At 35.1% G+C, this 12686-nt stretch carries 9 protein-coding genes; 8 read left to right on the top strand and 1 reads right to left on the bottom strand.

Going from position 1 to position 12686, the window contains the following annotated elements; all coding sequences use genetic code 11:
* Positions 1-231 precede the first annotated feature (231 nt).
* From FH144_RS00510 to lqo, 7 genes are all read left to right on the top strand, one after another.
* Complete coding sequence (locus FH144_RS00510) at positions 232-1413, top strand: amidohydrolase (protein WP_242313190.1); 1182 nt, start codon at positions 232-234, stop codon at positions 1411-1413.
* A gap of 114 nt (positions 1414-1527) precedes the next feature.
* Entirely contained in the window at positions 1528-1752 is a 225-nt protein-coding gene (locus FH144_RS00505) for a sterile alpha motif-like domain-containing protein (protein WP_107507034.1), read from the top strand.
* Positions 1753-1806: 54 nt separating this feature from the next.
* Positions 1807-2280 carry an antibiotic biosynthesis monooxygenase family protein gene (locus FH144_RS00500; RefSeq protein WP_242313189.1) on the top strand — a complete coding sequence of 158 codons (474 nt, stop codon included), beginning with the start codon at positions 1807-1809 and terminating at the stop codon, positions 2278-2280.
* A 166-nt stretch (positions 2281-2446) separates the two neighbouring features.
* Complete coding sequence (gene mbcS, locus FH144_RS00495; protein WP_242313188.1) at positions 2447-4042, top strand: acyl-CoA synthetase MbcS; 1596 nt, start codon at positions 2447-2449, stop codon at positions 4040-4042.
* A gap of 314 nt (positions 4043-4356) precedes the next feature.
* Positions 4357-6981 carry a pyruvate, phosphate dikinase gene (ppdK, locus tag FH144_RS00490; protein ID WP_242313187.1) on the top strand — a complete coding sequence of 875 codons (2625 nt, stop codon included), beginning with the start codon at positions 4357-4359 and terminating at the stop codon, positions 6979-6981.
* Between the two features lie 4 nt (positions 6982-6985).
* A complete protein-coding gene (locus FH144_RS00485; RefSeq protein ID WP_242313186.1) occupies positions 6986-7816 on the top strand; it encodes a pyruvate, water dikinase regulatory protein in 831 nt (276 codons plus the stop codon).
* A gap of 370 nt (positions 7817-8186) precedes the next feature.
* A complete protein-coding gene (gene lqo, locus FH144_RS00480; protein ID WP_242313184.1) occupies positions 8187-9680 on the top strand; it encodes an L-lactate dehydrogenase (quinone) in 1494 nt (497 codons plus the stop codon).
* 209 nt (positions 9681-9889) lie between these two features.
* Here the strand turns inward: lqo and FH144_RS00475 are convergent, their stop codons facing one another.
* On the bottom strand, positions 9890-10597 hold the full coding sequence (locus FH144_RS00475; protein WP_242313182.1) for a GntR family transcriptional regulator: 708 nt from the start codon (positions 10595-10597) through the stop codon (positions 9890-9892).
* A gap of 183 nt (positions 10598-10780) precedes the next feature.
* On the opposite strand from FH144_RS00475, the gene FH144_RS00470 reads away from it, so the two are divergent.
* Entirely contained in the window at positions 10781-12670 is a 1890-nt protein-coding gene (locus FH144_RS00470) for a beta-glucoside-specific PTS transporter subunit IIABC (RefSeq protein WP_242313180.1), read from the top strand.
* Positions 12671-12686: the final 16 nt, after the last annotated feature.

The following is a 12686-nucleotide window of genomic DNA, read 5'->3' as shown; positions in this document are numbered from 1 at the left end:
CATTTGGGACAGCGAATAACTGAAATGTTTTCATGTGAAAATCTATTTTAACCATTAAATTTCAGTTTCTCTTCTATTTTTAGGGTAATAACAAGAAGTATTAATTTTAAAGATTTAAATGCCACCTCAATATAGACAAATGAGTTAACTATATCTACTTCATATTTAAAGTGTGTAACAACATAAGACAGAATGAAAGTCATATAATATATAAAAAAGGAGTGGATAGACATGACTAAAGATTTAGTCCAACGTTTACAAGATAAAGAGGAACGTATGATTGACATACGTAGGCATTTACATCAGCATCCTGAATTATCATTTAAAGAAACTGACACGCCTCAATATATTGCTGACTTCTATAAAGATAAAGACTGTACCGTCGACACAAATGTAGGCGATAATGGCGTTAAAGTGACAATCGATAGTGGACAACCTGGTAAGACTATTGCGATTCGCGCAGACTTTGATGCTTTACCTATCCAAGAAGATACAGGACTCCCATTTGCCTCAAAGAACGATGGCGTAATGCATGCATGTGGTCATGATGCGCATACCGCTTATATGTTAATTTTGGCTGAAACATTGATTGAAATGAAAGACCAATTTAATGGTAAGGTAGTTGTCATTCATCAACCTGCAGAAGAAATGCCACCAGGTGGCGCTAAAGGAATGATTGAAGACGGTGTATTAGAAGGTGTAGACCATGTTCTTGGTACACACGTTATGACGAATATGGAACCTGGTAAGGTGTATTACCGTCCTGAGAATGTTCAAACCGGACGTTCATATTTTAAATTGACTATTCAAGGCGAAGGCGGACACGGTTCTTCTCCACATACGGCGAATGATGCTATTGTAGTCGGAGCAAACTTTGTGACAACGGCGCAAACCATTGTGTCACGTCGTTTAAATCCATTTGAAACAGGTGTAGTAACGATTGGTTCTTTCGATGGAAAAGGACAATTCAACGTTATTAAAGACAAAGTGACCTTAGAAGGCGATGTACGCGCACTTACAGATGCGACACGTGACCGTATCGAAGAAGCGTTACAACATATTGTTGAAGGTTTAGAAGCAACGTTTGGTGTAAAATGCAATTTTGAATTTAGTAAAGATTATCCTGCATTGTATAATGACCCAGAATTTACAAAATATGTAGCAACGACAATCCAAAATGCAGACTTAGCTGACGTTAAAGGCGTTGAAGAATGTGAAGCACAGCCACCATCAGAAGATTTCGCATTCTATGCTAAAGCATTACCAAGTACATTTATTTACTCAGGTGCAGCGCCACAAGATGGTAAAGTATATCCTCATCACCATCCAAAATTTAATATCGATGAGAAAAGTATGTTAGTCGCTGCGGAAGCGGTTGGCGCGGTAGTCTTAGATTATTTAAGTGCTAAATAATAGATAGAATCATAGGCGGTAGACGATATAAATTCATCTATCTCAGTTTCAATACTAGTGTTAAGCTAGGTATCGTGATAGTATTAGCATATATCTAGACGCTGGGGTGAGATGATGAGTTTTTATGAATTTATGCAAGGATTTATTGGTGATAAGACCCCGTTAGGTGAACTCACGCAGTGGATTAATCAAGACCAATACTTTCCAAAGCATGAAGATTTTTCGGAAAATATATTAAATTACTTTTTAAAAATTCCCGCATTAGACCACGAATTTTTAGAAATCGTCAAACGTTCTATCTCATTATATGAACAGAGTCGACTAGGAAGTAAAATATAGATATAAAAATCAAAAGATAGCTTGATGCTAGTTTAGAAATGAAGGAAATGAATTATGATTTTAGAAGACAGTTATAAAACATATGTAATTGAAGAAATAACTGACCAAGAAATAGCTATCAAGAAAAATAATGATCTTCACCACTATAAAATATTAGAGACAATTAATGACTTATCGAATGATTCATTTTGCGTTTTGAATCATTTATTTGTAAATGATAAAATGGAAAATCAGTTTGAGAAGAAGTTTTTAGAACGTCCTAAATATTTACAAGAGGAACCAGGATTTAAAGCGTTGCGCTTTTTACGACCTGAGTCGTTAGACCGTCACTATATTATTTTAACGCTTTGGGAAAGTCAACAAGCGTTTTATGATTGGCAGAATTCTACAGCTTACAGCAAAACACATAAAAAAAGAGGCACGAAAGAAGGCGTCGATCGCGATATTGTGAATCGAGACTTGTCTTATAATGTACGTATTGAACTAGCTGGCTTAGAATCTAGAGTTGACTTAGCACGTATTTTTTAATAATTAAGATTAAGTTTCTTGTCAGTAGGTTTTAGACACTAGGAACTTAATCTTTTTAATTTTCAAGAAAAATAAGAATAAAACGCTTACTCAAGGGATTTGGATTTCATTGTACAAAAGCGTTTGATAATATGATAAACAAGTAGAACCGAAAGGGAGTTTAGTAATGGAAAATACAAACTTATTGGCGCCAGAAACATATAATATTGTTTCCGAAATTGAAAAACATACTTCAGATGTCACTAAACAAGCGCTTATTTATGAGAATGGTGAAGACGCAACAAAGACGGTTACATATTCAGAATTGATTAAAAATGCGAATAAAGTAGGTCATGTCTTATTAAATCATGGATTAAAAAAAGGGGATAAAGTTTTAATCATGATGCCACGTGCTATCATGACATACGAACTTTATCTTGCAGCTTTAAAATTAGGCATCGCAATTATTCCAAGTTCAGAAATGTTAAGAACTAAAGACTTACAATATCGTGTCACACATGGTGAAATCGATGCCATTATTACAATGGCTGATTTTATTGGTGAATTTAAAGGTATCAAAGAATACGATAATTTAACAAAATTTATCATCAATGGTCATGAAGATGGTTGGATTAATGTCGAAGATGAAAAAGCTAATCAAAGTGATGAGCTTGAAATCGAAAAAACATCAAGAGATGATATTGCGATTTTATCTTATACATCAGGGACTACAGGCAATCCAAAGGCTGTAACACATTCACATGGTTGGGGCTATGCCCACATGAAGATGGCACCAGAGCATTGGTTATGCATCGGTGAAGATGATTTAGTATGGGCTACTGCTGCTCCTGGTTGGCAAAAATGGGTATGGAGTCCTTTCTTATCAATTATGGGTTCAGGTGCGACTGCATTTGTCTATAATGGTAAATTCAACCCTTCACGTTATTTATCATTACTACAAGACTTTAAAATTAATGTGTTATGTTGTACGCCGACAGAATACCGTATGATGGCTAAACTAAGTAATCTTCAAGATTATAATTTAGAACATCTACACAGTGCTGTATCAGCTGGTGAACCGTTGAACCGTGAAGTGGTTGAACAATTCCGTAAGCATTTTAATTTAACTGTACGTGATGGTTATGGCCAAACTGAAAGTACATTATTAATTGGTTTCTTAAAAGATACAGAACCAAGACCAGGCTCAATGGGTAAAGAAATCCCAGGCAGTGGTACGACAGTAGTGGATGATGAAGGTAATCCAGTAGAAAGAAATGTGAAAGGTAATATCGCATTACCACTTGATTTCCCAGGTCTTTTCAAAGGTTATTATAAAGGTGAAGAACGTACAAAAGCTTCAGAAACAGGCGACTACTATATTACTGGAGATTTAGCGCATATCGATGAAGATGGCTACTTCTGGTTTGAAGGTCGTCGTGACGATATTATTATTAGTTCAGGTTATACAATTGGACCATTCGAAGTTGAAGATGCTTTAACTAACCATCCAGCAGTTAAAGAATGTGCCGTTGTAGCGAGTCCACATGCGATTCGTGGTAATATCGTAAAAGCCTTCATTATCTTACAAGATGATTATCAAGGTAGCGAAGATTTAGTGAAAGAATTACAAGCTTTTGCGAAAAATGAGGTTGCACCTTATAAATATCCACGTGCTATTGAATTCGTGGAATCACTACCTAAAACAAACTCAGGTAAAATTCGTCGCGTAGAATTACGTGATGCTGAACGTGAAAAATACAATAAAGAGAATGGTTTTAAATAGTAAGCCATACTGATAATCCTCATATATGACTAGAAGAAATAACTAGTTGTATATGGGGATTTTTGTGTTTATGAAAAAGGATAAAATATCCCTAATGATGGAACTCAATTTCTTCTAAAGTTAAATAGTATGACACAATTATATTGTTAGATACATAAAAATATGATGTCTCTGAAAGGCGTAATTATGTATTATTTATGTCTTTTTTGTAAACGCTTCCTAAATAAGTATAGTTTTTAATTGTATTTAGCTATACTATATGACATACTCTAAATTAATTAGTATGACATAATAACTATAGAGGTGGTAGAAACATGACAAAATATATATATGCGTTTGATGAAGGACAAAAATCCATGAAAGATTTACTTGGAGGTAAAGGTGCCAACCTTTCAGAGATGAAACGTTTAGGTTTACCTGTACCTGATGGTTTCACTATTACAACAGAGGCGTGTATTGAGTATTTACGCCAAGGTAAATCATTATCTACTGAAGTTAAGACGCAATTGATTGATCATCTTACAGCATTTTCAGAAAGAACAGGGAAATCATTCTCATCTGATGCCAATTTAATGCTTGTGTCTGTACGTAGTGGTGCGAAAATTTCAATGCCAGGTATGATGGATACCATTCTTAACTTAGGGTTAAATGATGATAACGTGATGAAGCTTGCAGATAAAACAGGTGACGCACGCTTTGCTTATGATTGTTACCGTCGTTTATTACAAATGTTCGGTGAGGTCGTATATAACGTACCGATGCAATCGTTTGATACATACTTTGAAGATTATAAACAACGTCATAACTTTGAGAATGACGCTGCAATAACGGCTGAAGGTTTACAAGAAATTTGTGAACGTTTTAAAGAAATTTATGTGGAAGAAGTGTATAAACCTTTTCCACAAGAACCGTTAAAACAATTAGAAGAAGCCATTGAAGCGGTATTTAAATCTTGGGATAATGACCGTGCTCGAATTTACCGTGATTTAAATGACATCCCACATGACATTGGTACCGCAGTAAATATTCAAGAAATGGTCTTCGGTAATAGTGGAGACAATAGTGGTACAGGTGTTGCCTTTACACGTAACCCAGTGACTGGAGACAGCAAATTATTTGGTGAATACTTATTAAACGCCCAAGGTGAAGACGTAGTAGCTGGGATTCGTACGCCAAAAGATATTTCAACATTAGACGACCAAATGCCAGAAGTACATAAAGAATTTGTCGAAGTAACGCAACAATTAGAACAGCATTATAAAGACATGCAAGATATTGAATTTACGATTGAAAATGGGAAATTGTATTTACTACAAACACGTAATGGTAAACGTACTGCGCGTGCTGCTATCCAAATTGCCGTTGATTTAGTAGAAGAAGGCGTTATTACTAAAGAAGAAGCCATGACAAAAGTAGATGTGAAATCAATCGATCAATTATTACATCCTAATTTTGATGAAAATGCATTAAAAGAAGCGACTGAAATTTCAAAAATGGGTCTACCAGCTAGCCCTGGTGCAGCCACAGGTCAAATCGTCTTCTCAGCTGAAGATGCGAAAGCACAAGCAGAGGCAGGAAAGAAAGTCATCCTAATGCGCCCAGAAACATCACCTGAAGACATTGAAGGCATGGTAGCAAGTGAAGCTATCGTGACCACACATGGCGGTATGACATCGCATGCAGCAGTAGTTGCACGTGGTATGGGTAAATGTTGTGTGACTGGATGTTCTGACCTAGAAATTAACACAGTAGCGAAGACAATTTATTATAACGGTGGAGAGCTTCATGAAGGCGACACGATTTCTGTTGATGGCTCTAAAGGTGATATCTATATTGGCGAAATTAAAACGGTTAGCGCAGAACATAGTGAAGCCTTTACCCAATTTATGGAATGGTCTGAAGACACTGCACGCTTAAATGTACGTATGAATGCAGAAACACCTCAAGATATTTCAGCAGGCTATCAATTCGGTGCGAAGGGTATCGGCTTAGTCCGTACAGAGCATATGTTCTTTGGTGCTGAACGTCTAGTTGAAATGCGTCGTTTCATCTTATCATCATCGTATGAAGAACGTATTGAAGCCTTAAACAATATCCGTAAATACCAAGTAGAAGATTTTGAAGCCATTTTCAAACTTTCAGGGGAACGCCCAACGATTGTACGTCTCCTTGATCCACCATTACATGAATTTTTACCTAATTCTGATGAAGATGTTGAAAATGTGGCCAGCCAACTCAATATCTCTAAAGACGTACTTAATAAACGTATTGTAGACTTGCATGAAGTGAACCCAATGTTAGGCCACCGTGGTTGTCGTCTAGCTATCACATATCCTGAATTATATGAAATGCAAGTGGAAGCGATTATGGAAAGTGTCTTAAAACTTAAAAAAGAGGGCATAGCGTGCCAACCTGAAATTATGATCCCATTAGTATCAACAGTTGAAGAATTTACAACATTAAAAGAAAAACTCGTACAAACTATTGATAAATTAGAACAAGAACAAGGCGATAAAGTAGACTATCTTATCGGTACAATGATTGAAACACCACGTGCATGCCTAATTGCAGATGAGCTTGCCAAACACTGTGATTTCTTCAGTTTCGGTACCAACGATTTAACACAATTGACATTTGGTTTCTCTAGAGATGATGCAGGGAAGTTTATAAATGTGTATACTGAAACTAACATATTGAAGCTTGACCCATTCCAAACACTAGATCAAGACGGTGTTGGTAAATTAATTGAAATTGCAGTTGAACAAGCGAAGAAAGTGAACCCTAATATTAAAATAGGTGTATGTGGTGAATTAGGTGGCGATGCGAAATCTATCCATCGTTTCAACCAGTTAGCAATTGACTACGTCTCTTGTTCACCGTTCCGTGTGCCAGGTGCAATTTTAGCAACAGCTCAGAGTCAAGCGGAGGAAAGCGAGTAATAACGTGAACGAAACTCAATCTAATGAACAAGCCTTAAAGTTATTTATAGTATCTGATTCTATTGGTGAAACAGCACAACGAATGATTCATGCGACACTAACACAATTTCCCGACTTAACAGACATTGAAATTAAGAAGTTTCCTTACATCAAAGATGAAAATGAATTCTTAAATGTTTTAAACTTAGCCCGTGAACAACACGCAATTGTCGCAACGACATTGGTAGGTGAATCTTTCAATGCCTTAGGACATGAATATGCGAGAGAACATGACATTCCTTACATCGATTATATGTCTGATTTAATTCGTATGGTTGAAAAGGTAACCCATCAACAACCGCTAATGGAAAGTGGCGCATTACGTAAATTAAACGACGAATATTTTGAACGCATTGAAGCCATTGAGTATTCAGTTAAGTACGATGATGGTAAACATTTTACAGATATTGGAGAAGCGGATGCCTTAATCGTAGGTGTGTCACGTACTTCTAAAACACCATTAAGTATGTATTTAGCAAACAAAGGTTACAAAATCGCTAATATTCCATTAGTTCCTGAAATTGAAATTCCGGACAATGTATATAAACAAAAAGGGTTAAAAGTATTTGGCTTAACGGCTAGTCCACAATATATAGCGAACATACGTAAAAATCGTGCAGAAACATTAGGACTCTCAAGTGAATCAAGATATAATAACTTGGACCGAATTAAGAAAGAATTGGCTTATGCCGAAGAAGTATTTAAGAAATTAAATGCAACCGTGATTAATACAGAATATAAATCTATCGAAGAATCCGCATTTTATATTGAAAAGTTTTTACAACCTAAGCAATAAGATGAATATTTAAGAGATAACTTCTCCGATTATAGGCTTGGAGGTGATTTAATTAGAATCACCTCCAAGTCTTTTTATATAATATGTGAGTAAAGAGTGGTTAGGATTTTCGAAATTAAATTAGATTTCTGTCTGATTCCCACTTCTTTTTTTAAACGAAAAAATTGGGGCCAAATGTATTAAATTAAGATTATATTAAAAATGTTTTTATTTCGGTTTCATCAATTTACAATTTACCATATTTGTTTTAACATAATAGTGAAAGACTTAACAAACATTTTAAGGGACAATATTACTTTATAAATAGAAATAAGAAAGTAGTAATATTCTGATGTATTGTTAACTAATAAATTTGGAGAGGTGTACAACCATGGCAGAATCAAAAGACGTCATTTTAATTGGTGCTGGTGTCTTAAGTACAACATTTGGTTCTATGTTAAACGAGCTTGAACCTGATTGGAATATCAAGCTTTATGAACGTATGGATCGACCAGGCCTTGAAAGTTCTAACGAGCGCCACAATGCTGGTACTGGTCACGCTGCACTTTGTGAATTGAACTATACTGTTCAACAACCTGATGGTTCAATTGACATCGAAAAAGCAAAAGAAATTAACGAAGAATTTGAAATTTCAAAACAGTTCTGGGGTCACTTAGTGAAAGCAGGACACATTGAAAATCCAAGAGAATTTATTAATCCTCTTCCACATATCAGTTTTGTAAGAGGCGTTCATAATAAAGAATTCTTGAAAAAACGTTACGAAACAATGAAACAATCTCCAATGTTCGATAACATCGAATACACTGAAGACATTGAAGTAATGAGAAAATGGATTCCATTAATGATGCAAGGCCGCGTTGATGATGGAAAAATGGCCGCTAGTAAAATCAACGAAGGTACAGACGTAAACTTCGGTGAATTAACTCGTAAAATGGCTAGACATTTAGAACAAGATGAACATGTTGAAGTTAAATATAGCCATCAAGTTCTAGATTTCGAACGTTTATCAAACGGTAAATGGCAAGTTAAAATCAAAGACCTTAAAGCTGGTAACGTATTTGAAGAAGTTACTGACTATGTATTTATCGGTGCCGGCGGTGCTGCGATTCCATTACTACAAAAAACAGGAATCCCTGAAAGTAAACATTTAGGTGGTTTCCCTATCACTGGTCAATTCTTAGCTTGTACTAACCCACAAGTTATCGAAGAACACGAAGCGAAAGTTTACGGTAAAGAGCCACCAGGCACACCACCAATGACTGTGCCTCATCTTGATGCACGTTACATTGATGGTCAAAGAACATTATTATTCGGACCATTCGCTAATGTAGGACCTAAATTCCTTAAAAATGGTTCAAACTTAGATTTATTCAAATCTATCAAACCGTATAACCTTACTACAATGTTAGCTGCAGCGGTTAAAAACTTACCATTAATCAAATATTCATTTGATCAAATCATCATGACTAAAGAAGGTTGTATGAACCACTTACGTACATTCTATCCTGAAGCACGTGATGAAGATTGGGAATTATACACTGCAGGTAAACGTGTACAAGTTATTAAAGATACTGAAAAAGAAGGTAAAGGATTTATCCAATTCGGTACAGAAGTGGTTAACTCTGAAGACCATTCAGTAATTGCTTTACTTGGTGAATCACCAGGGGCATCTACTTCAGTATCAGTAGCATTAGAAGTTCTTGAGAAAAACTTCCCAGCACAAATCGGTGCTTGGAAAGCTAAAATCAAAGAAATGATTCCTTCATACGGTGAATCATTAATTGAAGACGTTGAATTAATGAGAAAAACACGTCGTCAAACTTCTAAAGACCTTGAATTAGGTTACTACGAAGACGCTAAATAATAATACTCGTAGACTAACGAGATTATTTTAAATAGAAGGCCCATAAATGAGTTTGTTGAAAATTCATTTATGGGCCTTTTTATGTGGCTATTTTGTATTGAATTGTTCCCTTGCCGTGGGCATGGCTTGAGCCTGTAGTCTCAAGACGCATGCTATTCCTGCAGGCGTATCGCAATCAATACGTTGTTGAAAATAATTGAAGTCACTTTTTATTTACTTTGAATAGGGATAAAGAAGTTTGCGTACTTATAATGATAAACAATATTTGAATAATCAAAAGGTTCACCTTTAGTTGTGTAGAAGGTGAGATCATGTCGCATACATGGATCATGAGACTGAAGATTTAACTTGGTTGCTTCATTTTCCAAAAGAAAATCGATATAAAAATAAATATCAGAAAAGCCTATATTAATATTTAATTGAGTTTGAAGATAATCAAATATTGAATCTTCAGCAATATGAGTATCTAAAAATGGTACAAGATCTTTATTAAAATAAGAAGTTTCAATACATAAAGGATTATTATCAAGATAGCGAATACGTTCAACTAAGTAAACTTCTGAAATATTGTCATCTAAACGCAAATGTTCTCTAATAATATCAGTGGGATGAATAGTTTGAATGTTTAAGACTTTACTGCTCACTTTATGTCCTTGTAAATTGTCGGAAAAACCTTTAGTTTTTAATAAATTTATATATCCATCTTTCTTTTTATTACGCACATAAATGCCACTGCCTCTAGTTTGATAAATAGTGCCATCTTTTTCTAGTATTTCCAAAGCTTTAATAATCGTACTTTTGCTCACTTGATAGTCAGTTTTTAATTCTTCAACGCTTGGAAGTCTATCTCCTACAATATATTCATTATTGGATATAGCGGTTGTAATTTCTTGCGCAATTCGTTCGTACTTTAACATTAATTTGCTCCCTTAACGTGTAATTTATATTTAGTATATCAGATGATACTCCTATGTTTAAAATTGTACCGGTATAATATAGAAAAAGTTATTTACAAATTATACCGGTATAATTATAATTGAATATGTAAAGGCTTTCATTTTTGATAAAAAATAGAATATAGCTCATTGGGAGGCTAAGTCATGAGTGACAAAAATAAACAGTTAGCAAGTCAAATTATTGAAGCAATAGGCGGAGAAGATAATATTGTCAATTACACACACTGTGCAACGCGACTACGTATTGTTTTAAAACGTTCAGTTCCAGATGCCAAGAAAAAAGTTTCATCATTCGATGGTGTTGTGACAGTCGTTGAAAATAATGGACAATTTCAAGTAGTTATAGGTAACGCAGTCGCCAATGTATACAGAGAGTTTGAGGACTTAATTGGAGACGATAATATACAGGCTAGCGAAGAAGAAGAGAAAGGCACGGTATTAAATAGAATTATCGCTACAATGTCAGCTGTATTCGCACCATTTATTTATGTTTTGGCAGCAGCTGGTATCTTACAAGGTATTCTTATTGTAGCAAAAATGATATTTCCTACTTTTGAAAAAACAGGAACTTATGAAGTGTTTAATTTTATATCATGGGCGCCATTTACGTTTTTACCAATCTTTATTGCATTAACAGCTTCTAAACATTTTAAAGTAAATACATATATTGCAGTGGCTTGTTGTGCGGCTCTTGTTAGTCCTGATTTAGCAGGTATTGTTGAAAGTATTGGTAGTGGTAAAATATTTACGTTCTTAGGTATTCCATTAAGTGAGACGAGTTACACATCATCTGTACTACCACCATTATTATTAGTATGGGTACTTTCTTACGTTGAAAAGTATTTAAACAAATATATTCATGAAGTAGTGCGACCATTGTTTGTACCATTTTTCAGTATTGTAATTATGGTTCCATTAACATTATTAATTATTGGTCCTCTAGCATCTGGTGCAGCTCATGGTATCGCATCAGGATTTAACTGGTTAGTAGATGTTGCGCCATGGTTAGCAGGCTTACTTATTGGTGCTTTTTGGCAAGTGTTCGTGATATTTGGTGTTCATTGGGGTATTACGCCTATGGTACTGGCGAACTTTGAACAATATAAGAGTGACGCTTTCCAAGCATTCCAAACAATTGCCGTTATATCACAATTCGGTGCAGTAATAGGTGTATTTTTGAAAACTAGAAATAAAGAGCTTAAAAAAGTATCATTATCAGCTGGTATAACAGGGATTTTCGGTATTACTGAGCCATCAATGTATGGTGTGAACTTACGTTTCAAAAAGCCATTCGTAATTGCCTGTATCAGTGGTGGAATTAGTGCATTAATTGCTAGTTTCTTTAACCCTAAATACTATGCATATGCAGGTCTTCCAGGCCCTATCACTGTTGTGAATGGTTACAGTCCTGATAATCCAACTTCCATTTGGGGAATAATAATTGGTTCACTTCTTGCAATCATTTTACCAATTATATTAATTCAACTATTTGGGTATGGAGAAGATGCGACAGAGCAAGTCGATGAAGTAGATGATATTCAAGACAATAAAGACGTGGTTCGTTCAGAAAGTAATTTAGAAAGTGATATTTATGCGCCTTTAAATGGATTAGTTATACCATTATCTGAAGTAGATGATCCGATATTTGCTGAAGAGATGATGGGTAAAGGTTTAGCCATTCAACCTGATAATTATGAAGTAGAGGCTCCGATTGATGGAGTAGTGAGCATGATAGCAGTTAGTAAACATGCTATTGGCATTACATCTCCAGAAGGTGTTGAATTACTTATTCATGTTGGTTTAGATACAGTTAAATTGAATGGTGAAGGATTTGAATTGCTTGTCTCTGAAAATGAAAAAGTAACAGTAGGACAGCCTTTATTAAAATTTGACGCTAAATATATTAAAGAGCAAGGTTACGACATCATTACACCAGTACTTGTTACAAATAGTAATGAATTTGAAGAAGTTATCGTGGATGATGTTCAACATGTTAAGGCTAAGGATAAAGTGATTACAGTAGTTAAAAAATAAAGTATAAATAAAGAGG

It is taken from the genome of Staphylococcus sp. acrmy (assembly GCF_022690565.1).
Classification (GTDB): Bacteria; Bacillota; Bacilli; order Staphylococcales; family Staphylococcaceae; genus Staphylococcus; species Staphylococcus caledonicus.
This window is presented reverse-complemented; position numbering and strand designations above follow the sequence as displayed.

Excerpts from the sequence above, each read along its gene's own strand:
- FH144_RS00510 (WP_242313190.1), top strand. The coding sequence starts at position 232 with ATGACTAAAGATTTAGTCCAACGTTTACAAGATAAAGAGGAACGTATG.
- FH144_RS00505 (WP_107507034.1), top strand. The coding sequence starts at position 1,528 with ATGAGTTTTTATGAATTTATGCAAGGATTTATTGGTGATAAGACCCCG.
- FH144_RS00500 (WP_242313189.1), top strand. The coding sequence starts at position 1,807 with ATGATTTTAGAAGACAGTTATAAAACATATGTAATTGAAGAAATAACT.
- mbcS (WP_242313188.1), top strand. The coding sequence starts at position 2,447 with ATGGAAAATACAAACTTATTGGCGCCAGAAACATATAATATTGTTTCC.
- ppdK (WP_242313187.1), top strand. The coding sequence starts at position 4,357 with ATGACAAAATATATATATGCGTTTGATGAAGGACAAAAATCCATGAAA.
- lqo (WP_242313184.1), top strand. The coding sequence starts at position 8,187 with ATGGCAGAATCAAAAGACGTCATTTTAATTGGTGCTGGTGTCTTAAGT.
- FH144_RS00475 (WP_242313182.1), bottom strand. The coding sequence starts at position 10,597 with ATGTTAAAGTACGAACGAATTGCGCAAGAAATTACAACCGCTATATCC.
- FH144_RS00470 (WP_242313180.1), top strand. The coding sequence starts at position 10,781 with ATGAGTGACAAAAATAAACAGTTAGCAAGTCAAATTATTGAAGCAATA.